This is a genomic window from Microcystis sp. M44BS1 (genome assembly GCF_020244875.1).
In the GTDB taxonomy this organism is placed as follows: Bacteria; Cyanobacteriota; Cyanobacteriia; order Cyanobacteriales; family Microcystaceae; genus Microcystis; species Microcystis panniformis.
This window is the reverse complement of the sequence record NZ_JADBVM010000018.1, coordinates 1-25,968: the sequence shown is the minus strand read 5'-3', so window position 1 is coordinate 25,968 and position 25,968 is coordinate 1. Positions and strand designations below refer to the sequence as shown.

Sequence of the window (25,968 nt, the reverse complement as noted above, 5' to 3'; positions counted from 1 at the left end):
TTCAGAAATTGAAGAGATAATCGGCAAAATGACTAACCCTACTATCTTAGAAGAGCTACTAAAATTAGCAGCTACCGCTCATTCTCTCGCAGAATTTAAGCAGTCTTTGGCAAAAATCAATATCTAGAAAACGGGTTTCTTCGAGAAACTCTTTGAGAAACCCGTTTTCTTTGGTATTTAGAAACCGGGTTTCTTTGAGAACCTATTTAGAAACCGGGTTTCTTTGAGAAACCCGGTTTCTTGTTCCTTTGAGAAACCCGGTTTCTTGTAATAAATGTTAATTTTTGTTGCAGAGGTCTTGAAAAATTCGCGCTTGTTGTGCCAAAATTGTTAGCAATAAACTTTTGCTGTTAATGTCATGACTCTCTCTCTTTTGGCGATTATTCCTGCTGTTGACGATGTTTTGTTTAATTTCGCTCAATCTGATGGTTTTTGGGCGAATTTAGAAACCGCTTTTGGCACAAGTTATGATGTGGTTAAGGCGACGCAATTACGACAACAGTGGCGAAGCCGAAATTTTAGTCAAATTCCCCCGATTGAGGTACTTAGTGATGAGGTTTTAGGGACGGCAAATGGTGCATATTCCAGCAGTACCAATAAGATTTATCTATCAGCATCTTTTTTAAATACGGCCTCGTCAGCAGCGATAGTTAATGTAATTTTAGAAGAAATTGGGCATTATGTGGATGCTCAAATTAATCAGGTGGATAGCGCCGGAGATGAGGGGGCAATTTTTGCGGAGTTGGTGCAAGGTAACAGTCTAGATGTGGCAACCTTAGACGCTTTACGAGCAGAGAATGACCAGACAACAATTATAGTAAATGGGGAAATTATTCAAGTAGAACAGGCGAATTTTACGGGTACTAATGGGAATGATAATATTACGGGAACTTCTGACAGTGATAATATTTCTGGGTTAGATGGAAATGATACTTTAAGTGGTTTGGGGGGAAACGACAGTATTTATGGGGGTAATGGGAATGACTCTCTTGACGGTGGGGATGGAAGTGATTACTTTACCAACGATGCAGGTAATGACACGATAAATGGTGGTAGTGGGACTGATCGCTATAATGCTAACTACAGTAATGCTAGTAGTGGTTTAACCATGACCTACGACACCGCTACTGGGAGTGGGACAATTACTGTCGGTACGGAAACTGATACCTTTACTTCGATTGAGAGTTTTTACGGGTTTAAGGGAACTGAATATAATGATGTCATTTTTGGCGGTACAGAAAATGAATATTATGAGGGTGGACTCAAAGGTGGAAGTGGTAACGATACTATTTCAGGTAATGCAGGTATTGACCACATTTATGGAGAGAATGGGAATGATGTCCTGAATGGTGGAGATGGTTCTGATGAACTTTATGGTGGTAGTGGTAATGATCTCCTCAATGGTGATACAGGCGATGATCGCTTTACCAATGATGCAGGTAATGACACGATAAATGGTGGTAGTGGGATTGATCGCTATGAGGCTGACTACAGCTATGCTAGTAGCGGTTTAACCATGACCTACAATACCGCTACCGGGAGTGGGACGATTACTGTTGGTACAGAAACTGATACCTTTACTTCGATTGAGAGTTTTGATGGGTTTAAGGGAACTGAATATAATGATGTCATTTTTGGCGGTACAGCTGTTGAGGCACTCAAAGGTGGAGGTGGTAACGATACTATTTCAGGTAATGCTGGTGATGACTACATTTATGGAGAAGATGGGAATGATGTCCTCAATGGGGGTGTAGGTAATGATGACATTTATGGTGGTAATGGTAATGATCTCCTCAATGGTGATTCAGGAGATGATTACTTTACCGGCGATGAAGGCAATAATGACACGATAAATGGTGGTGCTGGTAGTGATAGCTATCATGCTGACTACAGCTATGGTAGTAGTGGTTTAACCATGACCTACGACACCGCTGGGAGTGGAACGATTACTGTCGGTACAGAAACTGATACCTTTACTTCGATTGAGAGTTTTAACGGGTTTAAGGGAACTGATTATAATGATGTCATTTTTGGCGGTACAGCAGTAGGTTACGGTTACTATGAATATTTGTATGGTAGAGAGGGTAACGATACCATTTCAGGTAATGCTGGTGGTGACATCATTTATGGAGAGAATGGGAATGATGTCCTCAATGGGGGTGCTGATAATGATCAGCTTTATGGTGGTAATGGGAATGACACCCTACAAGGAACCAATAGCGGTACAGGAGAATCTGATTATTTAGTAGGAGGTTCAGGAAGCGATCGCTTTATTCTTGCAGATACGACAAAGACCTTCTATGATGACGGTTTGACAGCTACTGAAGGTACTAGCGACTACGCGCAAATTACCGACTTTAGCACCACTGATGATACAATTCAACTACGAGGTGCAAGTAGTGACTATCTCTTAACAGTTTCTGGTTCCACTACTAATCTCTACATCAACAAACCAGGAAACGAAGCAGATGAACTGATTGCTTATATCAGTAATCAAACAGCATTAAGTCTAACTGCTAGTTATTTTAGCTATGTTTCTAGTCCGACTCTTCCCAGTATTACCCTTGCAGTTTCTCCTAGCAGTGTGACAGAAGATGGGACAACAAATCTGGTTTATACCTTCACCCGCACCGGAGTAACCACTAATTCTTTAACAGTTAACTACAGTATCAGTGGGACAGCAACCAATGGAACCGATTACGCTTCTATTCCCACCAGTGTCACCTTTGCTGCTAATTCAGCGACTGCGACTGTAACCGTTGACCCCACTGCTGACACAATAGTAGAAAGTAACGAAACTGTTATTTTAACCCTCGCTGCGGGGACAGGTTATACAATAGGTACGACCACCCCAGTGACGGGAACAATTAATAATGATGACAGTGCCTCTATTTCAATCAATGACGTAACTGTTAGCGAAGGAAATAGCGGGACTACCAATGCAGTCTTTACCGTCACCCTTTCCAATCCAGTTGATACATCTGTCACCCTCAATTACTCTACAGCCAATGGAACCGCTACCACAGCAGATAATGATTATACAGCGATTGCTACTACTCCCTTAACCTTCAATGTTGGGGAGACTTCTAAGACGATTACTGTTGCTGTCAATGGCGATACTAAAGTTGAAAATAACGAGACTTTCTTCCTCAATCTGAGTAACTTACAAGCCAATGGTCGTAATGTTACGATAACCGATAATCAAGGACAAGGTACGATTAATGATGACGATAGCACTGTCACCTCGCAACTCTCCATCAATGACATCACCGTGGTGGAAGGTCAAAATAGTAATGCAATCCTCACCGTCACTGTAAATAATCCAAGTACACAACCAATTAGCGTCAACTATACCACTGCACCCATTAACGCTACCGCTAATGTAGATTACACTAGCAAAACTGGAACTATCACCATTGCACCTAATACTGTCACCGCTACTATTAGCATTCCCATCCTCAATGATAACCTCAATGAACCTGATGAAGCTTTTACAGTAACCCTGTCAAATGCGGTTAATGCTACCATCAATCCCGACGAAGCAATTGGACAGGTAATTATTACTGACACCCTACAAAGCAGCATTACTCGAACCTTACCCAATAATGTGGAAAACCTCAGACTAATTGGCAGTAATAATATTAATGGTACGGGTAACGCTGGTGACAATAAAATCACCGGAAATAGCGGTAACAATATCCTCGCTGGTGCTAATGGTAACGATATTTACTGTTTCAATGCTTCAACCCAATCAGGAAGCGATACCATCCAAGAAACTACCACCGGCGGTATCGATACCCTCGACTTTACTGGGACAAATACCGCAGTAAGAGTTAACTTAGGGATTACTACTGTCCAAACCGTCGTCACCAATAATCTAAGATTGACTTTTTCGGCAAATAACACCATCGAAAATATTATTAGCGATAGCGGTAATGACCGACTAACCGGGAATAGCCTTAATAATACTCTAACTGGTGGTGGTGGCAACGATCAATTAACCGGTCAAGACGGAAACGATAGTTTAATTGGTGGTTTTGGTGATGATTTACTCACTGGTGGTAATGGTAGCGATAACTTTATCTTCAACAGTAGTAATTTAGGAATCGATACCATCAGCGATTTCACTTCGGGTAGTGATAAAATAGTATTAAGTAAAGCCATATTTACCGCTTTACAAAGTGTCATTGGCAATGGCTTCAGTCAACCGGCTGAATTTGCCAGCGTCGCTGACGATGATTTAGTCGCCACTAGCAGTGCTTTTATCGTTTACAGTACCAGCAGTGGCAGTATCTACTACAATCAAAATGGTAGTGCTGCTGGCTTAGGAAGTGGCTCTGAATTTGCCAGTTTGTTGACTGTTCCTACCCTGATAGCGGCTGATTTCACACTGATAAATTAACCTAGCCACAGAAATCGATATCATTCGAGCCTCGGTTAATTTGACTTTAGGAGCCAATGTCGAGAATTTAATGCAGCCACCGACGCAATTGTCGAAATCACTGGATTAACAGGAACTCTCGATATTGCTAATTCCTGATAGCTGTCCCCTGAATCATCCCACAGTTTTATATTTTCTTTAGAGATGGACTGTCCTAAAACCTGCTCAGAGCGGCCAAAAGTCAGAAAATAGAAATAAAGGTGCGATTGGAGAACTTGAGCAGCGATCGCACACATCAGCCGCCATTGGAGAAAGATAAAGTTATGGCAGATAACTACAGAAGTCGCATTGTTACCCAAGGTACCCAACGCAGTCCGAATCGGGCCATGTTAAGAGCGGTAGGTTTTGGGGATGAGGACTTTAGCAAACCCATCATCGGCATCGCTAACGGATTTAGCACCATTACCCCCTGTAACATGGGAATTAATGATTTAGCAATGCGTGCCGAAGCAGCCACCAGATTAGCGGGGGGAATGCCGCAACTTTTCGGGACTATCACCATTAGTGACGGGATTTCCATGGGAACAGAAGGGATGAAATATTCTCTCGTTTCTAGGGAAGTAATCGCCGATTCCATTGAAACCGTCTGTAATGGTCAAAGTCTCGATGGAGTCCTCGCTATCGGGGGTTGTGACAAAAATATGCCGGGAGCAATGATTGCCATGGCCCGGATGAATATTCCCGCTATTTTCGTCTATGGTGGCACGATTAAACCGGGGCGCTACAAAGATTGCGATTTAACCGTGGTCAGTTCCTTTGAAGCCGTGGGACAGTACAGCGCCGGTAAAATCAGTGAAGAAGACCTCATCGGAATCGAACGCAACGCTTGCCCCGGGGCCGGTTCCTGTGGTGGAATGTTTACTGCTAATACCATGTCTTCCGCTTTTGAAGCCATGGGCATGAGTTTACCCTATTCCTCGACCATGGCCGCCGAAGATGCGGAAAAAGCCGATAGTACCGAAGAATCGGCCAAGGTTTTGGTCGAGGCGATTAGAAAACAGATTCTCCCTAGCCAAATTTTGACCCGTAAAGCCTTTGAGAACGCTATTTCGGTAATTATGGCGGTGGGAGGTTCCACTAACGCTGTGCTGCACCTTTTAGCCATTTCCCGCACCATCGGGGTAGAATTATCGATCGATGATTTTGAAACTATCCGGCAGCGAGTACCGGTTATCTGCGATCTTAAACCCTCCGGGCGTTACGTTACCGTGGATCTGCACAAAGCCGGCGGTATTCCCCAAGTGATGAAAATTCTCCTGGTTAATGGTTTACTACACGGGGATGCTCTCACCATTAGCGGTCAGACTATCGCCGAGATTTTAGCCGATATTCCCGACCAACCGCCCTCAGGCCAAGATGTTATCCGTCCTTTTAGCAATCCTGTCTATAAAGAGGGTCATTTAGCCATTTTAAAAGGAAATCTGGCCACAGAGGGGGCCGTAGCCAAAATTAGCGGCGTGAAAACTCCAGTCATCACCGGACCTGCGCGGGTGTTTGAGTCGGAAGAAACCTGTTTAGAGGCAATTTTAGCCGGAAAAATTCAAGCTGGGGATGTGGTGGTTGTCCGTTACGAGGGACCAGTAGGTGGACCGGGTATGCGGGAAATGTTGGCCCCCACTTCGGCAATTATCGGCGCCGGTTTAGGGGATTCCGTGGGATTAATTACCGATGGTCGTTTTTCCGGGGGAACCTATGGCATGGTGGTCGGTCACGTTGCTCCGGAAGCGGCGGTGGGTGGTACAATTGCTCTAGTAGAGGAAGGGGATCAAATCACTATTGATGCTCGTCAGCGTCTCTTGAGTTTAAATGTATCGGAGGAAGAATTAACCCGTCGTCGTAACCATTGGCAACCGCGTCCCCCACGCTATAAAACGGGAATTCTCGGCAAATACGCCAAGTTAGTCTCCTCTAGCAGTCTCGGCGCTTTAACGGATCTGAATCTGTTCTAAAAGTATAACTAGGAATGGCGATCAATTGCGATCGCCGTTTACCCCACTGCTCACTGAACACCCCCACTGATAACTGGTAACTGATAACTGATAAGACTGACGGCTCTAATTAGGGTTTGCGGCAAAAAGTACGGGCGAAGCATTCGGATAGAAAATCTACGGTTTCACCGATAGGTTATTGCCCGAATGCTTCGCCCCTACAGGACGCGGGCCGATGAAGACACAAGGTTTTGAAGCATGATTCTCTCAAAATCTTGCACCTGTTTCGCGAGAAAAGCAACAAAACCCTTACCTTGCCTACATTTCACATTTATTCAGCCAGCCCTAATTAATGCTCATTCTTAATTCTCCTGACGACCGACGACCGACTCCTGCCTCCGTTAAAGATTAATAACTATGACCTATCTACTCACTGTCTATCGAGCGCTCGAATGCCGTCCGGATACCTATCGGGATTGGTATGACCAAGGCAATATTTTAAAAGAAAGAATGGACTATTTTGGAGCCTTAATCAGCTACGAAAAAGCCTTAGAATATTATCCAGATGACTATTGGGCATGGTACAAAAGGGGTATGATACTAGAAGACTTGGGAATGTATGAAGAAGCGGCTGAAAGTTACGCTAACGCCGCACAGGTAAAGGATGATAACTATTGGGCTTGGTATGATCAAGGTTGTGTTTATCTACAGGAACTAAAGGAATACGAAAAAGCGATCGCTTGTTTTCAACGGGCCCTAAGTCATAGTCCGGGGGACTATTGGGCCGCCTACCGGCAAGGGGAGGCCTATCGATTGCTCAAAAACTACGAACGCGCTATTACTTCCTATGATCTGGCCCTAGGGGCGCGACCCCGGGATTATTGGGCCTGGTATCGTCGTGGCGACGCTTTCCGGGATTGGGGCAATCCCCAAGAGGCTTTATTTAATTATCGTACCGCCCTCGATATCCGACCGCAAGATTACTGGTCCTGGTATCAACAGGGTGTGATCCTACAGGAATTACAGCGTTTAACAGAAGCGATCGCCTGTTATGAAGAATCGTTAAAAATCGATCAAGATGATCGCTATGCGTGGTACAATGCCGCTTGCTGTTATGCTGCCCTCGGTCAACAACAAAAAGCGATCAACTGTTTACGGGAAGCTCTAGACATAGAACCAGATATTTGCGGCGAATTAGCGCGTAATAACTTTGTTTTCGATGGTTTAAGACAAAATGAAACCTTTAATGACCTCTTGAGTTGCTATTCCCCCAGCTAAAGTCTTTTTGCAGCACCTAGGGTTTGCTGAAAGGGTTTTTCGTGGGGTGTGGGATTTTAGGCATTTTCAGGGAAAAAGTGCCTAAAATGTCCCCCCGGTTGCTCCAATATCTGGCACTTTTTTAATGGCAAAAAAGCCTAAAAATATTAGCCAACAAGGTTTTTAGATTCATTTAGCCAGTCTGGATTAGCTACAATTGCAATTAGAGAAAAATTATTGAGAATCCTATGCGAGAACTAGACAGAGACAAAACCATCGAACAACTGAACGAAATCATGGAATTTGAACTAGCGGGAGTTGTCCGTTATACCCACTATTCCCTGATGGTGACAGGTCCCCATCGCATCCCCATCGTCCAATTTTTCCAGACTCAGGCCACGGAATCCCTCACCCACGCGCAACAAGTTGGGGAAATTCTCACCGGTTTAGAAGGTCATCCTAGCTTAAAAATTGCCCCCATTGAAGAAAGCTATGAACATAATATCAAAGCAATCTTGAGTGAGAGCCTCAATCATGAGAAAAAATCCCTTGATTTGTACAAAGCACTCCTAGAAACCGTCGAAGATGCCAGTATTTACCTGGAAGAATTCGCTCGCGGTATGATCGGACAAGAAGAATTACACAATCTGGAAATTCGCAAGATGCTGCGGGATTTTGCTTAAGCTAGGATCAAAGCTAGAGTTTATTGACTAGCTTATGAATCTCAGTTCCGCTTTACCCACTTTTATTATCACTCTCCGGGAAGGTTTCGAGGCCGCTTTAGTGGTGGGAATTGTCCTCGCTTGTTTACAAAAATCGGGTCGATCGCAACTTAACTCATGGGTATATCGTGGTATTGGTGCGGGAGTAGTCGCTAGTGTTTTGGTCGGTGTTTTGCTAGGGGGAATCCTTTTGCAAGTGGATGCCTCTCCTAGTCCATTCGTACCAATGCTTAAGGAATTATTGGCCGCCACTTTTGGACTGATTGCCGTTTTGATGTTGAGTTGGATGTTAATTTGGATGACTCAACAGGCCAAATCTTTGAAATCTGAGGTAGAAAATGCGGTAAAAGCGGGTTTAAAAGCGGAAAATGGGGCAGGAAAAGCGATTTTTCTGCTCGTTTTTATCGCTGTCTTGCGGGAGGGATTTGAAACTGTCCTCTTTATCCTGGCCCAATTCCAAAAAGATTGGCAGATACAAACGTTCGGTGCGATAGCGGGGTTAAGTTTGGCGACTTTGTTGGGAATTCTCCTATTTGCAGGGGGAGTAAAAATCAATATCCGTCTCTTTTTCCAAATTATGGGGACTTTCCTCCTCTTAATCGTTGCGGGATTACTCATCGGTGTTTTGAAACATATCGACGCAGGAATCAGTCTTTTAAGTGAAATTGACCCTTTTTATCGCAATTTCTGTCCTTCTCTCCCCTCTTCCTGTCTTCTCGGTTTTCAAGTTTGGGACGGTTCCCAAATTTTGAGCGATCGCACTTTCCCCGGACTCCTCCTCAAATCTCTGTTTGGTTATCGTCAAAACCTCTATATCAGTCAAATTGTTGCTTATATCCTCTTTTTACTGCTTATCGGTGGCCTCTATTTCCAAAGCTTACGACAACGTCCTCAAACAGTGATCAGTAAACAGTAAACAGTAAACAGTGAGAAGATGGCAAGAAACTTCTATTTAATACTGCTCACTTAAAAACTCACATCTGATAACTGTTAACTCACCCACTGATAACTGATAACTGATAACTGTTAACTGATAACTTACCCACTGATAACTGATAACTGATTATGACTACCTGGCAATGTGACGGTATCCCGAAAGATGGTAAAACCTATCCGCAAGCGATTGCGGGAGGTCATGAACCCTACGAAAACACTACTCCTGATTGTCTTATCTGTGGCCTACCTAGGGAAGCGATGGATCCCGTCACAACGACGGTTAAAACCACGGTTGTGGTGTCCCCAGGGGGTACAACTAGAGTCGGTCAAAAATCTAACTGGTTACTTCCCTTCGCTTTGATAATTACCGCTTTAACCGCAGGTTTAGGGGGTTGGAGTCTATTACAAATGGTGATTCCCAAACCCGATACTTCCCCAGTCGTCCGGGAAAAAACCCCAGACAAGCAACCCAAGGCAACTTTTGTGAGTAATACGGCTAAAAATCCCGATTTATTTAGCCAAGGGGAGAAAATACTGCTTAATTCCACTCCTAACAAAGAAAAAGGCGCAGCGGCCTTTAAAAAGGAAGATTGGGCAAATGCGATCGCATCTTACCAACTGGCAGCCACTCCCCAAGCAAACGATCCGGAAGGCAAAATCTATTACAATAACGCCAAAGCTAGACAAAAAGGTAATCAAAATACTATAGCCGTCGTTGTCCCCATCGCTAACGACCCCAACAGCGCCAAGGAAATTCTCCGAGGTGTGGCAAGGTATCAAGAGGAGTTTAATAATTCTAATCCGGGTAATCCTTTAGAAATAGTCATCGCTAATGATGGCGGTGGGTTACAATCAAAAGCGATAGCCGATGATCTGATTCAATCCGGTCAAGTTTTGGCAGTTATAGGCCACGGAATCGATCCTTTTAGTCAAAAAGCGATTGAAAGTTACGAAAAAGAAGGATTAGCGATTCTCTCTCCCCTGACTACCAGTGTTAGTCAAACGGGAAAATCAACCCTGAAAACTATTCCCCTTGAGGATAAATCTCAGGAAGTTTTGGGTAGTTATCTGGAAGCAGTGGCCAAAACTTTGGCTAATTATGCTAGTAAGCAAGAGAAGTCTCCGTCAGTGGTTCTTTTTTATAATTCCGATAGTCCCTATAGTCAAAAATTAAGGGATTCCTTTGCTAAAGCGATAAAAGAACCGGGAGGCAAGATAGTTAAGGAAATAGACACCACCAAAGCCAATTTTAACCCTAAAACCGCCATAGATCAGGCCAAACAAGCCGGCGCTAAGGTGGTATTTTTGGCCCTCAGTAAAGACGGCGATCGCATTGATCAAGCCGTGGCTATTGCCCAAGAATCGTCAGGAATGCTCTTATTAGGCGGAAATGAACTTTATACACCCGATATCCTTATCCAAGGAGCAGATAGCATCGACGGATTAGTTTTAGCAGTACCTTGGAGTTTCCAAGCAACGGATCCTTTTGCCAAAGATGCGCTGAAAAGTTGGCGCGGTCGCGTCAGTTGGCGTACTGCTACCGCCTACGATACCATGAAAGTATTAGGAAAAGCGATCGCTAAAAGTTCTGACCGTGCTACTGTAGTCGAAACTTTAAATCGAGGAATCACCTTGCAGGGAAGCACCACGGATTTTAAGATTTTTAATCAAGTTCCCCTGGTGCGTGCTAATCGCGGCAATGAGGGGCCAAAGGGTTCTCAATATCAGTTCGATCCTATCTAAAATAGACAATGTGATGTCGAGGAGTAGAATCAAGTCTAATTTTATGAAGAATATCTTACCCATCCTAGCTTTATTAATGTCGGTGTCGGGAATTGCCGTGTCTTTGGGACGGGAGGAAGTCCGATGTCATCTCGGTTTAGAATCGGCAGCCTGTCCCCGGGAAGAAGAAAAAACCAGCGAAGACACCCCCGCAACTACCCCGGAATCCCCCCCCGCAACTACCCCCGCAACTACCCCAGAATCTCCCCAGATAGAAGAAACTCCCACGGAAACTACCCGCAATAGCGAAGCTTCCCCCGAAGTTTCCCCGTCTCCTGAAAAGGAAACCCCAGTGGAATTCACTCCCATCCCAGAAAATAACCCCAGTCCAGAAGTACCCCCCGAAAATCCCCCCACCCCGGAAACCAAAGCGGTGGAAAAAACTCCAGATGCAGAAAAAAGTCCCGATGTCAATCCATCTAAAGACGGAGAAACTGAAAGTATTCCATTAGAGGTTATTCCCCCCGCACAGTAAAATCGGACAAAATCAATTTCTGGTGGGGTAGGGTTGATTCATGAATCAACCCTACAGATCCCGGACAGTAAAATCGGACAAAATCAATTTCTGGCTGAGGATAGGAACTCATGCACTCATGCAAGAGGTAGTTAGATATGTGTAATTATAGTCATTTCAGATAAGTCTGATACACTCTAGACCAGTTAAACTCTTATGGACTCTGGCATTGATATTCTCAATCTTAATTGAAATGACTATAATTGTATCTATCGCTCTTTCAGGACTCTGGCAAAAGTCTTACAGTCTCTAAACTCTAGCTCTCTTATGGGGTAAGCCTTCAAGCTATCGCTAACTAACAGAAACCCGAAATTTGAGTTTTTATTAGAAAAAAAGTTAGCATTCGCTTATCAAGCAAAGGTTTTAGAACCTAGATTCGGTTAGGGATTTCCGAAAGTCCCAGAAGAGCGATATCAAAACTGTTATATTATATAAAAATATTGCTGAGATTTTTCCTATGCCTCTAATTAAAATTCAAACTTCTGTCACCTCCCTCGATGATGAGACGGTTAATCAACTTTTGCAGAGTCTTTCGGCTAAATTAGCTAAACATCTGGGAAAACCCGAATCCTATGTGATGACAGCTTTAGAATCGGGGATAAAAATGACTTTTGCTGGTACTTTTGAGCCAGTGTGTTATGTGGAGATTAAAAGTGTTGGTTCTATTTCCGCCGCTCAAACTAAAAGCATGAGTAGTGATTTTTGTCAAGAAATTGAGGCTTATTTAGGAATACCGAAAAATCGCATTTATCTAGAATTTGCTGAGGCGAAAGGTTATCTTTGGGGATGGAATGGCAATACTTTTGGCTAATTTATGCCAAAATTTTGGTAAATAGGGCTTATTTTAACTCTCTGGTGAGGATTTTTGCCTGTTCAATCCAAGCTAACATCACCGCAATATCGGGACATAAATCGCGTCTTTGCAGATTAGCCACCTGAAAATTGATGTTTTTGCCAATTGCGGGGATGAGCCTTTTTCTGTCAACTCTTGAGGTTGACGCGTTTCACTTTAAAATTGGCGGATGGTATTAAAGTAGAATAGAGAGATTATACTGAGTACAGAAAAATTACAGCTTTGTTCCTAAAGATGAAGTGTAACCTAATTTGGTATCGAATCCTGACGACCGGCTCCCCAAAACGAAAACTGTGTACTTCACCATTAAGATAACTGCTATAAGATGAATTTATTAGAAGAAGTTAAGGCAAAAACTAAAGAATTTCGTACCGATAACTATCCTATGTCAATCGGAGAGATTATTAGTCTTTATAATAACAAAGAAATGACAATTAATCCAGATTTTCAAAGATATTTTCGTTGGACAATAGCCCAAAAAAGCCGATTCATAGAATCGATACTACTAGGAATTCCTATTCCCTCTATTTTTGTCTATCAGAGAGAAGAAGATAGTGTTTGGGAATTGGTGGATGGATTACAAAGGATTTCAACAATTTTGGAATTTGTTGGCGATTTAAGAGATGAGGACGATGAAACTAAGAAAAAACCGAAACTGGTGCTTCAAGGTACTAACTTATTACCTAGCTTAAACGGAGTTATGTGGGAAGGTGCAGAGGAAGGAGAGTATAATTTGCCCCCATCTCTAAAAATAGATTTCAAAAGAGCGAAAATACAGGTTCAGATTATCCAAAAAGAATCGGATAAAAATGCTAAGTTTGAAGTTTTTGATCGTTTAAATACCGGTGGCTCTTTTTTATCTTATCAAGAGGTGCGTAATTGTCTTTTGATTATGCTAGATAAAAGCCTATATAAGTGGTTAGAAGACTTGGCAGAAAATGAGAACTTTAAAAATTGTATTTCCCTATCCGAGCGATTAAGACAAGAACGCTACGACTTGGAACTAATTCTTAAATATTTTGCCCTGTCTTCTCCCACATTTGGTCCAACATCATTGAACAAAAAAGAGGTTAATGAATATTTGACTGACTATTTGACAAAATTATGCAATTCCATCACTTTTGATCGTGTGTTAGAGCAAGAAAAATTCGCTAAAATGTTTTTATTGCTTGATCAAGCGACGAATGAAGATACTTTTACCAAATATGATGGAACAAGATTCAAGGGGAAATTTCTCGATTCTGCTTATGAAGCGATCACCACAGGATTACGAGAAAATATTGATGATTACTCTGCTCAAGATATTGAACTGCTAAAAACAAAAATTCAGGAAATGTGGTCAGAATTTGACTTTATTTCTAACATCGGTACAGGATCGAGAGCTAGAACTAGAATGCACAAAATGATTGAATTTGGCAAAAAATATTTTAAAAAGTAATGAGTAAAGATAATAGAACTATCGAAATTCTCCAGAAAAACTTAGATGAAGATATGGCATGGCGAATCAGAGAACTTAGTATTTTAAAAACTAAAATTCCTCGACAAAAAGGAACTGAGCAAGATGTATTAATTAGAGCCGGAATAACCACTCTCTATGCCCATTGGGAAGGTTTTATTAAATATGCAGCAGAATGTTATTTGCAGTTTGTTTCCTTAAGAAAATTAAATTATCATGAACTGGATTACTGTTTCGTTGCCCTTAGTTCTAGAAAATCTATAAATGAGTTAATAAAAACCAATAAATTTAAGTTACAAAAAGAGATGATCAAAAATTTACTTGATAACCTAGAAAATAGAGCTTTTATACCCCACGAAAATATTATTAACACCAAATCTAATCTCAATTTTGAAGTTTTCACTGATATCTGTACTATTCTAGGAATTGATGATAGTGATTATCAACTGCGGCAGAAAGCTATTGATGAACAACTTCTCACCCAAAGAAATAAAATTGCTCATGGCAAGTATTTAACTATCGATTATGAAGAATACATCAGTATTTATAATTTAGTAATTAAATTAATCAGAGATTTTAAAGATGATCTATTAAATGCCGCCGTGACGGAACAGTATAAAAAAGTCAAAAGTATATAGGGTTAATACTAAATCCGTTGAGTATGCGCTACATATCAGAACAGGCAAAAGGCAACCCCCCCGACGTCGGGGGGGTTGGGGGGGTTGGGGAAATAAATAATCAGTTTTTAATAACCGGATTTAGTATTACTCCATGACTATCAAGAACTGTTGAAATAGTAGCAAGAGACGAAGTGACTAATCGGAGTAACTTGTCTTTTGTCTCTGCCAAATTCTTATCTTCTGTATCGCGCTGTAAACTTTGAGTATTATAAATTTCTTTAATTAAGTCTCTGCCAGCAGAAAAAACATTACTATCGGAATATTTGGTTGCACTGGCTTCTTCAAAAAATATATTAATTCCCTCTGACCATTCAGCTTTTAACTCTAAGTCATCCACTTGCTCTAATAGATTATTACTAAGAGATTGAAGTTCTTGAAGCTGCGTTTTGACATGAGGTGCTTTCGCATAAATTCTTCCCCAAGTGGACAAAAAATCAAGAGTTTGTTCGGCAATTAAAGGGGTTCCGTCCGCAAGACTAACTTTAAAAAAAGCGTCGAGGACAGGGGCAAGAAGCGCAAAAATTGGTAATTCCCAACTATTGACAGAAGCGGTAAGAACAAGTAGGCTGATTCTAGATGGACTATCAGGGGGAATACTATTGCGAGATAAAATTGACGCAATAAATAACCAAACAACCTCATTGTTAATCTCGCTGTCATTCTGTAGAAGCTTACGTCCCAATACCCCTAAGCCGATTTCTGAAGCTTCGATCGATCCCAGTGCCAACAGAGCGGCAAACTCTCTAACATGACTATCCACCCTTCTCAGATTGCCGAAAGCTCTATCAATTTCTTCTCTAGCGTTATCACTATCGCCAGAGTCTAAAAATTGTTGTACTCTTCTAAGCATCGTTGTCATTCTGTTTGGGGCGAAGGGATAAAGGTAAGACCACTGCGAATTTCAATATCTACACGGGCGTTTTTAGTTTTACGTTTAGAATCCTGAAATGGGTGCGGTTGTGCCTCTGGAGTGACACCACCTTGCTCACGAGCATTTGTAACAAAGCGTTCAGCTTTTCTAAAAGCTTGTTTCCGTTCCTCTCGTTGAAATTCATCGCATTGCCCTTTAATATTAGCAAGAAATGATAATCCTTCTTTAGCAGTAACAGGATTTTTTCTTGCCCAAGAACAACTGTATCCACCCTCTTGCTGGATATCGTCTCCTTGAGCTTGTACCCTCCCACGATAAGGTTCTGACGAACTCGACATATTAAATGTTCAAATTTATTCATTTAAGACAATTATATAGTAATTATCAGCAAAAATATCAAACAAAGCCCAAATACTTGATTAGAATCAATTATCAAAAGTTTAGCTATAAAATTATGTAGAATGCTTTCGACGACGTACTGGGAAATTACCTGACAAAAAAAAGTTGACAGAACCAAAACGGTCTATCAACTCTTAAAGTTATCCATTCAAGAACTAAAAATTAACGTTCTTGAAAGACGATTTTTTTGTCCAGGGAAGGACGGTTATTCGACTTAGAGGGGTACTTACTACCACCACTGCGGGGAGTTTTATTAATCACCGGTTTACTGCTCGTCGCTGCGGGAACTTCCCAATCAGTTTTCATCCACTGGGGACAATTTTGATCGTAGATCATTTGCAGGGCAGCAGCCGCGATCGCTTGGGGATCGTATTCTTCACTTAAATCCCGCACTAAAGGCAAGAAAGAAGCCATCCGTTCCCCCGATAAAGCCTCTTTTAGCTGATTTTGCAGCTTGGCCAGGCGTTTTGCTTCCACTTCGGTGCGACTAGGAATGGGACTAGATTCCAGACGTTGACGCAAACGCTGTTCAATCTGACGTAATAAACGCCGATCGATCGGTTCTACTAAAGATATAGCAGTTCCCGTTTTACCGGCGCGGCCAGTGCGGCCAATGCGGTGAATATAGGTTTCGGCATTATCTGGCAGATCATAGTTAATAACGTGGCTGAGATTTTCCACATCTAGACCGCGGGCCGCGATATCCGTGGCTACCACTAATTTAATTTTGCCCTCGCGGAAACGTTGCACCAGTCGTTCCCGTTGCACTTGGCTTAAGTTACCGTGGTATTCATCCACCGTTTGTCCCGCTTCTTGCAGTTTGCTGGTTAATTCGGCCGCGGTTTGCTTGGTGCGGACGAAAATAATCGCCGATTCTAGGGGTTCGATCTCTAACAGGGGTTGCAGGACTTTTAATTTCGTCCAACCGCGAGGGATCATATAAATTTTCTGTTCGATTTTAGCAGGAGCGGCCTGGGTTTGAGAAACCGTCACAGAAATGGGAGATTTCAAGAAATTAGCGATTAAATCGCGGATTTCCCGGGGCATAGTGGCCGAGAAACAGGCGGTTTGACGGGTGGAGGGAGATGCTTGCAGAATTTTCTTAACATCATCGATAAAACCCATACTGAGCATTTCGTCCGCTTCATCGAGGACTACCCAGTTTAGGGATTCGAGATGGAGTTTTTTGCGATCGAGCAGATCAATTACCCGGCCGGGAGTGCCGACCACAATCTGGACACCTTTTTCCAGACTGCGGATCTGACGTTCCATGGATTGACCACCACAGACTGTCAGGATAAAGAGACGACGGTCATCAGAGAAATCTTTGATGGCGCTGGCCACCTGTTGGGCTAATTCCCGGGTGGGGGTGAGGATTAAAGCTTGAACGTTAGGATTTTTGGTGTCCATGCGTTCCAGTAAAGGCAGGGAATAGGCGGCGGTTTTGCCGGTTCCCGTTTGTGACATTCCTACCATGTCATGCCCTTCTAGAAGGAGAGGGATGGCTTTGGTTTGAATTTCCGTGGGGGTGGTGAATCCAAGCGTTTCTAGGTGTTGAAGACGGCTATCGGATAAACCTAAATTGTTGAAACCAGTGGTCATAAGGGTTGTTTTGTGGGAATTAAATTAGAAAAATCGAAAAATTAGACTATTTCGCCGTAGAGATCGTAGGTATCGGTCGCAGTGATTCGGACCGGTACGATCGCACCTAGAATCGCCTCCCCTGTCACATAAACCAAGCCATCCACTTCCGGGGAAAAACGAGCGGAACGCCCGATTAATTCTCCTGTTTGCGGGTTTTCCTGTTCGATGAGAACATCGACAGTGTGACCGATATAAGCTTGATTTTTGCGCTCCGAGATTGGTTGCTGAGTTAACATCAACCTTTCGCGGCGTTCGTCCATAATTGCCTGTGGCACTGGATTGGGCAGGTCAAAGGCGGCTGTACCTTCTTCGGCGGAGAAGGTAAACACCCCGACGTGATCGAACTCATGACGCTTGACAAATTCCAGCAGATGGCTGAAATGTTCCTCGGTTTCTCCGGGGAAACCGACGATAAAAGTCGTTCGTAAAACCGCGTTCGGGATAGCTTGCTTGATCCGCTCGATAATGCCATCGTTGACTCGTCCTTGCCAGGGACGGTTCATCGCCCGCAGGATGTCGGGATGGGAATGCTGTAGCGGCAAGTCTAGATAGGGTAAAACATTCGGGCTCTCTCGGATCGCTTCGATAACCTTTGGCGTTAACCCGGTCGGGTAAGCGTAGTGAACGCGAATCCAAGGTATATCGACTTCTGCCAGCGCTCGCAAGAGTTCCGCTAATTTGGGTTCGCCATATAAGTCTAACCCATAATTGGTGGTTATTTGCGAAATGAGAATTAATTCTTTGACCCCTTGGCTGGCCAATTGTCGCGCTTCGGCCACAATTGACTCGATCGAACGGGATCTTTGATCACCGCGCAGCTGGGGAATAATACAGAAGGCACAGCGATAGTCGCAGCCTTCGGCCACCCGCAGATAGGCGACTCCCTCGGTAGTGGTGCGATAACGGGGCAGATTTTCATCGGCGATAAAAGTGGGATCGGCGCTGACTTCTTTGACTCGTTCTCCCGTCTCTACCCGTTCGACAATCTCGACAATTTTCTGATAATCCCCCGTGCCAACAATGGCCACGGCTTCCGGCAATTCCGTCAGGAGTTCATCTTGGAAATGTTGGGCCATACAGCCGGAGATAATAATTTTTTTATTAGCTTCCGCCAGTTCCACGAGGGTGCGAACGGATTCTTCTCTAGCTGCTTGAATGAAACTACAGGTATTAACGATAACGTAATCGGCCAACTCCTCGTCATTATCTACGGGATAGCCGGCCTTGGCCAGCAGTCCTAACATATGCTCGGAGTCGATCCGGTTTTTCTCACAGCCTAGGTGTGAGATGGCGATGGTTGGCTTATTGCCCATGCGATCGAGTATCAACCAAATCCTAAACTTCTCTAATGTTAAGACATTTTAACGGATTCCGGACTTGATAAAATCATTAGCAGTTAAAATAATTTCCCCCCCGTGGAACCGTGGGTAGGCCTTCACCCTGTTAAAATGGGTGAGCGGCGCCTGGTTGGGGACGCTAAGAGTAGTAGACGCTGTGAACTTAATTGCAACTTTCAAGACAAAAAACCCGATTATTGGCGTAGTTCATCTCGCCCCCCTGCCCACTTCCCCCCGTTGGGGTGGTAGTCTCAAGACGGTGATCGAGCGGGCTGAACAGGAGGCGACGGCTTTGGCTGCTGGTGGTGTTGATGGTTTGATTATCGAGAATTTTTTTGATGCCCCCTTTACTAAGCAACAGGTGGATCCCGCCGTGGTTAGTGCCATGACGTTAATTGTTGATCGCATTAAAAATCTGGTGGTCTTACCGATTGGTCTTAATGTTCTCCGCAATGATGCCCATAGTGCCTTAGCGATCGCTACCTGTGTCAATGCCCAATTTATTCGGGTTAATGTGCTAACGGGGGTTATGGCTACCGATCAGGGCATTATTGAGGGTCAGGCACACGAACTCTTGCGTTATCGGCGCGAATTGGGGTCTGAGGTCAAAATTTTAGCGGATGTTTTGGTTAAACACGCCCGCCCCTTGGGAACTCCTAATCTGACTACGGCAGTGCAAGATACGATCGAACGGGGACTAGCAGACGGGGTGATCCTCTCCGGTTGGTCCACCGGTAGCCCCCCTAGTTTTGAGGATTTGGAACTGGCAGTGGCGGCGGCCAAGGGAACACCGGTTTTTATCGGCAGCGGGGCTGATTTGGACAATATCGGGCGGTTGCTGCCGGCTGCCGATGGGGTGATCGTGGCTAGTTCCCTCAAGCGTCATGGCAAAATTACTGAACCGGTGGATCCGATCCGGGTGTCGCAATTTGTGGAAACGGCCCGGCAGATCAACGATCAAAAGGCAAAAATTAATAATTCTCTGCCTTCTTTGCCTCTGTCCACATAACCCCTTGCTAGAATGGCGGATAGTTATTGGCCGTGGTGCGATCCTAAGTTTTTAGGAATTGAAAACGTCCTAATTAACACAATATCGTTAGGGGATTTTTCCCTTCAACAAAGTACATTTAGATTTCCCTCCTGACTTCTGACTCCTGACTCCTGAATTCTGCTGTAACTTAATCTAAATAATATTATGCGTCGTCGATCTCTACCTTGGATTCATCGCTACTCCCGGCCTCTAATTGGGGGCGTTTCGATCGTGGGAGCGATTCTGACCGGCTATTTAACCATTACCAAACTGACGGGAGGGACTGCAGCCTGTACCGCCGGGGCTAGTGATGGGGCTGGTTGCACTGGTGTTCTTAATAGTCCCTACGCTACGGTTTTCGGGCTGCCCTTGAGTTTGTTCGGTTTTTTGGCCTATATTGCCATGGCGGTTTTTGCCCTCAGTCCTCTATTTATTAATGGGGAAACTCAGAAAAATCTCCGCAAAAGTTTAGAAAATAATACTTGGTTATTGCTGTTAGCGGGGGCGACGGCGATGGCGGTATTTAGTGGTTATTTAATGTATATTCTAGCCACGGACTTAAAGGAATTGTGTCCCTACTGCATTACTTCGGCTTTGTTCGCTTTAACTTTATTAATTCTCACAATTGTCGGTCGCGAATGGGAAGGTTTAGGACAAATTATACTGCCGATGGTTGTGGTGGCGATGATTACTTTGGTGGGAACTTTAGCGGTTTATGCGGGAGTAAATTCCCCGACGGTGGCAGGAGGCAAAGAAGAAATTACCCGGCCAATGACAGCTGCTAAACCTCCCTACGGTTGGGAAGTAACCACGGTTTCGGGAAAAGCAGAAATCGCCCTGGCTAAACATTTAAAAGCAATTGGGGCGAAAGAATACGGGGCTTTTTGGTGTCCCCACTGTTACGATCAAAAACAGTTATTTGGTAAGGAAGCTGCAGAAATCCTCAAAAAAGAAAGGGTTTATATCGAATGCGATCCCCAAGGAGTTAATGGTAATCCCCAAGCTTGTCGCGATGCCGGAATTAAAGGTTTCCCCACTTGGATTATTAAGGGTCAAGAATATTCGGGAACCCAAAGATTAGAGAAATTAGCGGAGGTTTCTGGTTATACCGGCCCGATGAATTTTAAATATACAGTTCCGGGGCGCAAGTAGAAAAATATTGAGGGGTTGAACCTTGTTCAGCCCCCATATTTTATGGCTTTTATGGCGTTGCTGATTTTAAGTATTAAGTGTCCTCTAGGCAATTTTTCAAACTTAGTCCTAAGCGTTCGTTGTGGATACGATGCACAATTACCATTCATATCTCAATTCAACAACACCAGAACAAGTTCTTAGTTTTAAATAAGATAAACATTTCTCCCACAAAATCCTGGTTCTTCCGAACTTACACTGTAGAAAATTCCCTAAGCTCCCTCTCTGTCCAGCAATGCTCTAAAGTTGATAAATATCAATCTAACAAAAACTCAAAGCCTTACTATACAAGCTTTACAAGCATGAGTTGTTAATAATTTTGCATAACAGGTTTGGTAGAGTCTCGTTTATTTTTGTCCAGGTACTTATTTTCTATCAAGATGTCGAGAGAACAAAAAAATGTTTGGTAAATTGTTAAAATATTATCAAAGCTAATAAAGGAGTAATTTCTCATGATTGCCATTAAAGAAAACTTTCCCCAACTTACTCCAGAAGAATACTTTGCTTGGGAAGAAAACCAACTAGAAAAACACGAACTGATCGATGGTCAAGTGTACACTATGAGCGGCGGCAGCAAAAACCATAGTCTCATCTCAGTTAGATTTATTACCCTGTTTTCCAACCACCTTGAAAGCACTGGCTGTGAAGTAGGTAACTCAGATCTGAGAGTCAACATTGTCGAAACAACTAACTACACTTATCCTGATGTTAGCGTAACCTGCGACGATCACGATAAAACTACAACCCAATACATTACTTATCCTTGTCTCATTGTTGAAGTTCTTTCACCTAGTACCGAGTCCTATGATAGAGGTGGCAAATTTAGAATGTACCGCAAAAATCTAGTTTTACAAGATTATTTATTAGTGAGTTCCACCAGCATCGAAATGGATTTATATCACAAAAATGATGCTGGTGAATGGCTCATTATTAACTACCAAGAAGGCGATACCGTAGAACTCAAAAGCATTAATCTAAGTTTTCCGATTGAACAAGTCTATCGCAACCTCGACCTTACCCCAGAAACAACACCTTGAAATTGAAAAATCTTGTTAATAAGTTGGAAGCAATCTATCTATCTATACTAGGGAGTAAAGTATGCTCAAAAAATCATTATCTATGACTATCACCATAGCTACTTTATTGGTAGTATTATGGCAAACTGAGGGTGCAACCCAATCGTCTGGAAGAGAGATTGCCTGTAGCCAGATAATCAATGATTTCAAAGACGGCACTCTGACAACAAAATGGAACAATGGTCGCACCCATAGAGAGAAAGTTTTTTTTACTGCGGGTACGAATGGAGTTTATTTAAACTGGGAAAACTCACAGGATAGGTTTCTCATCAAAACCAATGGTTCGGCTTTTGAACTTGTAAGAGGTCAAAACTGGCAAACTTACAGGGGTACTCGTCGTGCAACTGACATACCAGGAGTCAATATCGAGCGATCTGCTTATTCCTACCCTGATCAAGTTGCTGGAACTTTCCTTTTAAGGTTGTCGTATAGTAGGCGTGTACCTTGATGAAAACAACGTTAAGCCGTTCAGTAATGAAATCAGAATTTGGCAAATTAACTAGCAGGATGGCATTAATGTCTATCTCAAATTGTGTGACTTTTCTCTTTATTTCAACTAGCTTTCTGCTACTAATAGAACCAGTAAAAGCACAAGATTGCGGTAGCAAAAATGGCATTAGCATCCCTTGCTGGGATGATTTTAAGGACTCTGATGAAGGCAGTGAATCACTCCCTTTTTACCCCTATGCCAAAAGACCTAATGGTTGCAGTATTCCGGGTGGAAGACCGGGAGAATATGATAACTTTGGTAGCCTTGGCTACGACTTCAGTTTTAGAGAACCTTGCAATAACCACGATCGCTGTTACTATACTTTAGGCACAGATGCCAATGATTGTAACACCAGATATAGAGCAGAACTTTTTCAGGTTTGTCATAATGGGGCATCACAACCCCTAAAACCCCAAGATTTTTTCACGGGTGGCGCATCAAGGGCTGCTGTTATCGAAAACTGTCTGACTCGTGCTGATTTTATGTCACAAGCAGTTTTTGCAGTACAACACAGGTATCATACAGAGGCACAAAATGCGCAAGCGGATTATCGAAAATTTGGGTTAAAACCCCGTCCTTTTAGGACGGCTTTTCCTGATTTTTAATGTAGCACTTAAGAACTTCCAGTGACGCACCTCCTACAGAAGAGACAAAATAACTGGGCGACCAAAGAGCATCTTTTCCGTACGGCTTAGGATAACCAGCTTGTCCATATCTACGACTAGAGACTCCTTTTAAAGAATTGACCATTACAGAAATAGCTAGTTTCGGTGGGTATTCAATCAATGCGTGTATATGATCAGACTCCCCGTTAAATTCCAATATCTGAAAATTCAGGTTCTTCCGAACTTACATACTATTTGTTGACATTACCACCGGCGGCAATTAAATTAATAGTTTTAAGCAAAAAGTAAACAATCCCAACCCAGCAACTAAATCTAATGAGCTATCGCCATAACTTGACCCAATTATTAGAAGAAATTAATTTACAGAAACCTTCGATCAAAATTCCTACCTTTGTTACTCATGACTTGGTAGATACTTATCAAATTTGTCGTCTAATTGATGATTTCATTTTTGAATATTTTCAAGAAAATAGAAAAACAGACACAGACATTGCAGACAATAGGGATCAAAAAATCGATGATGCTTTGGATGAGTTCCAGTCTAAAGTAGTTGAAAAAATCCTGAAAGAAAAACAGGATTTTAAAAATATATCTCTCAAAAAGAAGAAAGGATTTAAAAAAATTTTTGAGTTTGCTCAATGTGAAAACTTGTACTTATCGAATATCAATCTTATCTCGGAAAGTCTAGGTCATACTTTAGAAGAAATTGCTTCTATTAGTTCACAGGTTTTTGTACCAGAAAAAATTCTAAATTTTAAAATCAAAGGTGTGGATTTAGTAGTTTTTAATCAAGGAATAATCAAATACACTCAATTAAAAACTAAAAAAGATACTCTTACTGGTAGCCAGAGTGATCGGAGTATCAATGAATTAAAAATACATCCTAACTCAGTTTTTGCCGCTGCTTTAGATATGGGCAATTCTTGGACAATTAGCAAAACCAAAGCTAAAGAGAATAATATTGAGCTATTAGCAGGGCAAGCTTTTTGGTCAATGTTGGACTTAGATTATGAAACTATCCTGAATAAGTTAAAGATGACAGTCAGGAAAATCGAAAAAAAACTTTATCAAGTTTAGCTACTTTGATGTATAATAGAGAGGTAGATAAGTTGCTAATTATTGGTTATGACTCAGGTAAATCTACAAAAAGCCGCTAATATTCTCGGTGTAACTACCGCAGAAATACTAACATGGCAAAAGAAAAAATTAATCAAAGGTCAGAAAATTAATCAAGTTGATTGGCTATTTGATCTCGAGCAATTAACCAATCTTAAAAATAACCAATTCCCTGGAGAATTGAAAATCTTACAAACTGTTGAGCCAACTAATTACACAGTTATTGAATTATTTGCTGGTTGTGGTGGTATGGCTTTAGGTTTAGAAAATGCGGGACTAAAAACGCAATTACTGGTGGAAATTAACCAAGATTGTGTTAATACTTTAAGACTTAATCGACCGCAATGGAATGTTATAAATCAAGACATAAAAAAGATTAAATTTTCCAATTTTAGAGACAAAATAGATATTGTAGCTGGAGGTTTTCCCTGCCAACCTTTTAGTTATGCTGGGTTAGGAAAAGGATTAGAAGATTTGAGAGGAAGCCTATTTTTTGAATTTGCTCGTTGTTTACAGGAAGTGCAACCTAAAATCGCTATAGCCGAAAATGTTCGAGGATTATTAAGCAATAAAAAAGGAGAAACTCTGCAATTAATGCTGCAAGCTTTACAGGAAATTGGTTATTATGCTGCTTATCAAGTTTTATCGGCTCAATTTCTCGATGTTCCCCAAAAAAGAGAAAGATTAATTATTATCGCCACCCGTCAAGACCTAAATATTAAACCCATCTTTCCCCAATATAAAAACTATACTATTTCTCTGAAAAAAGCCCTAGAGAATTGTCCAAGTTCTCCGGGAGTAGAATATAAAGAAAGAAAAAAAGAGATTATGTCCTTAGTTCCCGCAGGAGGAAATTGGCGGAATTTGCCGATGGATATTCAAAAAGAATATATGAAAAATAGTCTTAAAAATCACGGCGGACGGACAGGATATGCTAAAAGATTATCTTGGGATGAACCAGCTTTAACTATTACCTGTAGTCCGGCACAAACCCAAACAGAAAGATGCCATCCCCAAGAAACTCGTCCTTTGACTGTGAGAGAATATGCACGAGTGCAGTCCTTTCCCGATGATTGGCAATTTACCGGTAATTTAACCTCTCAATATCGACAGATTGGTAACGCGGTTCCCGTGAATATGGCCTATCATCTTGGTGGCTGTTTAATTAATATGTTGCAAGGGGATTATCTGGGGGAAACACAGCCAAAAACTGAACAGTTAAGCATTCCGGGGTTAGAAGTGAATTAATTTTGACTAAAAGTAAATAGGGTTTGCGGCAAAAAGTTATTGAAAAGTACAGGTCTCTTAATCAATGATTTCACTTAGCTACAAGCATAAGCTTTAGTTGTTAATTAATTCCTAAGTTATAACTTATCGTAATCATTGACCGAGAAAAAGTGCTGTTTTTCCATTTCAGACATAAAAAAGCCCAAAAAACCTGCCTCAACAGGTTAGAAAGATTCATGACTAAAAAAGTAATAGACATCTCCAAAAATTTATAAGTCAGTCACAGCAAGGAAGAGAGGCAGATTAGACCAAGAGTCAAAATTAGCTCTCAAAACCGATTAATCAGGGTTTAAAGAGACAAAATCCAATTTTGACGGAAAACTATGGCTAAT

General features: G+C 42.2%; 21 protein-coding genes and 2 pseudogenes. 18 read left to right on the top strand and 5 right to left on the bottom strand.

All coding sequences use genetic code 11. The annotated features are described in order from the left end of the window. Positions 1–358: 358 nt before the first annotated feature. The 11 genes and pseudogenes from IM515_RS00750 (at position 359) to IM515_RS00705 (ending at position 14,527) form a co-directional block, all read left to right on the top strand. A complete protein-coding gene (locus IM515_RS00750) occupies positions 359–4,402 on the top strand; it encodes a beta strand repeat-containing protein (RefSeq protein ID WP_287630465.1) in 4,044 nt (1,347 codons plus the stop codon). Positions 4,403–4,474: 72 nt separating this feature from the next. Further along, a pseudogene (locus IM515_RS25830) lies at positions 4,475–4,540 on the top strand (bluetail domain-containing putative surface protein); the annotation flags it as partial. Between the two features lie 164 nt (positions 4,541–4,704). Then, complete coding sequence (ilvD, locus tag IM515_RS00745; RefSeq protein WP_287630464.1) at positions 4,705–6,390, top strand: dihydroxy-acid dehydratase; 1,686 nt, start codon at positions 4,705–4,707, stop codon at positions 6,388–6,390. A gap of 396 nt (positions 6,391–6,786) precedes the next feature. Further along, positions 6,787–7,647 (top strand): tetratricopeptide repeat protein, encoded by an 861-nt coding sequence (locus tag IM515_RS00740; RefSeq protein WP_287630463.1) that lies wholly within the window; start codon positions 6,787–6,789, stop codon positions 7,645–7,647. Between the two features lie 227 nt (positions 7,648–7,874). After that, positions 7,875–8,309, top strand: a complete 435-nt coding sequence (locus IM515_RS00735) for a ferritin-like domain-containing protein (RefSeq protein WP_002731529.1) — start codon at positions 7,875–7,877, stop codon at positions 8,307–8,309. 34 nt (positions 8,310–8,343) lie between these two features. Then, entirely contained in the window at positions 8,344–9,264 is a 921-nt protein-coding gene (locus tag IM515_RS00730) for an FTR1 family iron permease (protein WP_287630462.1), read from the top strand. Between the two features lie 149 nt (positions 9,265–9,413). Then, positions 9,414–11,027, top strand: coding sequence for an ABC transporter substrate-binding protein (locus tag IM515_RS00725; protein WP_287630461.1), 1,614 nt, complete (start codon positions 9,414–9,416; stop codon positions 11,025–11,027). Positions 11,028–11,070: 43 nt separating this feature from the next. Continuing rightward, positions 11,071–11,541: a hypothetical protein gene (locus IM515_RS00720; RefSeq protein WP_287630460.1), complete on the top strand. Its 471-nt coding sequence runs from the start codon at positions 11,071–11,073 to the stop codon at positions 11,539–11,541. Positions 11,542–12,037: 496 nt separating this feature from the next. Next, positions 12,038–12,391 (top strand): phenylpyruvate tautomerase MIF-related protein, encoded by a 354-nt coding sequence (locus tag IM515_RS00715; RefSeq protein ID WP_287630459.1) that lies wholly within the window; start codon positions 12,038–12,040, stop codon positions 12,389–12,391. Positions 12,392–12,758: 367 nt separating this feature from the next. After that, positions 12,759–13,871 (top strand): DUF262 domain-containing protein, encoded by a 1,113-nt coding sequence (locus IM515_RS00710; protein WP_287630458.1) that lies wholly within the window; start codon positions 12,759–12,761, stop codon positions 13,869–13,871. After that, a complete protein-coding gene (locus IM515_RS00705) occupies positions 13,871–14,527 on the top strand; it encodes an MAE_28990/MAE_18760 family HEPN-like nuclease (RefSeq protein WP_287630457.1) in 657 nt (218 codons plus the stop codon). Before IM515_RS00710 ends, IM515_RS00705 begins: the two co-directional genes overlap by 1 nt. Before the next feature lie 100 nt (positions 14,528–14,627). On the opposite strand, the gene IM515_RS00700 is transcribed toward IM515_RS00705, so the two are convergent. The 4 genes from IM515_RS00700 to rimO form a co-directional block, all read right to left on the bottom strand. Continuing rightward, on the bottom strand, positions 14,628–15,419 hold the full coding sequence (locus tag IM515_RS00700) for a hypothetical protein (RefSeq protein ID WP_223211842.1): 792 nt from the start codon (positions 15,417–15,419) through the stop codon (positions 14,628–14,630). A gap of 5 nt (positions 15,420–15,424) precedes the next feature. Next, on the bottom strand, positions 15,425–15,778 hold the full coding sequence (locus tag IM515_RS00695) for a hypothetical protein (protein WP_002769060.1): 354 nt from the start codon (positions 15,776–15,778) through the stop codon (positions 15,425–15,427). A gap of 223 nt (positions 15,779–16,001) precedes the next feature. Next, positions 16,002–17,441 carry a DEAD/DEAH box helicase gene (locus tag IM515_RS00690; RefSeq protein WP_287630456.1) on the bottom strand — a complete coding sequence of 480 codons (1,440 nt, stop codon included), beginning with the start codon at positions 17,439–17,441 and terminating at the stop codon, positions 16,002–16,004. Between the two features lie 41 nt (positions 17,442–17,482). Continuing rightward, positions 17,483–18,796: a 30S ribosomal protein S12 methylthiotransferase RimO gene (gene rimO, locus IM515_RS00685; RefSeq protein WP_287630454.1), complete on the bottom strand. Its 1,314-nt coding sequence runs from the start codon at positions 18,794–18,796 to the stop codon at positions 17,483–17,485. Between the two features lie 181 nt (positions 18,797–18,977). Here rimO and btpA point away from each other — a divergent pair, with 181 nt between their 5' ends. The 5 genes from btpA (at position 18,978) to IM515_RS00660 (ending at position 23,212) form a co-directional block, all read left to right on the top strand. Then, complete coding sequence (gene btpA, locus IM515_RS00680; RefSeq protein WP_002776905.1) at positions 18,978–19,829, top strand: photosystem I biogenesis protein BtpA; 852 nt, start codon at positions 18,978–18,980, stop codon at positions 19,827–19,829. Positions 19,830–20,015: 186 nt separating this feature from the next. Continuing rightward, positions 20,016–21,002 (top strand): vitamin K epoxide reductase family protein, encoded by a 987-nt coding sequence (locus IM515_RS00675; protein WP_287630453.1) that lies wholly within the window; start codon positions 20,016–20,018, stop codon positions 21,000–21,002. A 491-nt stretch (positions 21,003–21,493) separates the two neighbouring features. Continuing rightward, entirely contained in the window at positions 21,494–22,078 is a 585-nt protein-coding gene (locus IM515_RS00670) for a Uma2 family endonuclease (RefSeq protein WP_287630452.1), read from the top strand. 61 nt (positions 22,079–22,139) lie between these two features. Continuing rightward, positions 22,140–22,565 carry a hypothetical protein gene (locus tag IM515_RS00665; RefSeq protein ID WP_125730298.1) on the top strand — a complete coding sequence of 142 codons (426 nt, stop codon included), beginning with the start codon at positions 22,140–22,142 and terminating at the stop codon, positions 22,563–22,565. Continuing rightward, positions 22,565–23,212, top strand: coding sequence for a phospholipase A2 family protein (locus IM515_RS00660; protein WP_287697820.1), 648 nt, complete (start codon positions 22,565–22,567; stop codon positions 23,210–23,212). The genes IM515_RS00665 and IM515_RS00660 overlap by 1 nt, the downstream gene beginning before the upstream one ends. Here the strand turns inward: IM515_RS00660 and tnpA are convergent. Further along, positions 23,187–23,456, bottom strand: a pseudogene (gene tnpA, locus IM515_RS00655) (IS200/IS605 family transposase); the annotation flags it as partial. The gene IM515_RS00660 and the pseudogene tnpA sit on opposite strands and share 26 nt — an antisense overlap. 92 nt (positions 23,457–23,548) lie before the next feature. Between tnpA and IM515_RS00650 the strand changes: the two are divergent. Together IM515_RS00650 and IM515_RS00645 are read left to right on the top strand one after the other, a co-directional pair. Continuing rightward, positions 23,549–24,310, top strand: a complete 762-nt coding sequence (locus tag IM515_RS00650) for a hypothetical protein (protein WP_287630450.1) — start codon at positions 23,549–23,551, stop codon at positions 24,308–24,310. Between the two features lie 48 nt (positions 24,311–24,358). Further along, on the top strand, positions 24,359–25,597 hold the full coding sequence (locus IM515_RS00645; protein ID WP_287630449.1) for a DNA cytosine methyltransferase: 1,239 nt from the start codon (positions 24,359–24,361) through the stop codon (positions 25,595–25,597). Positions 25,598–25,968 lie beyond the last annotated feature (371 nt).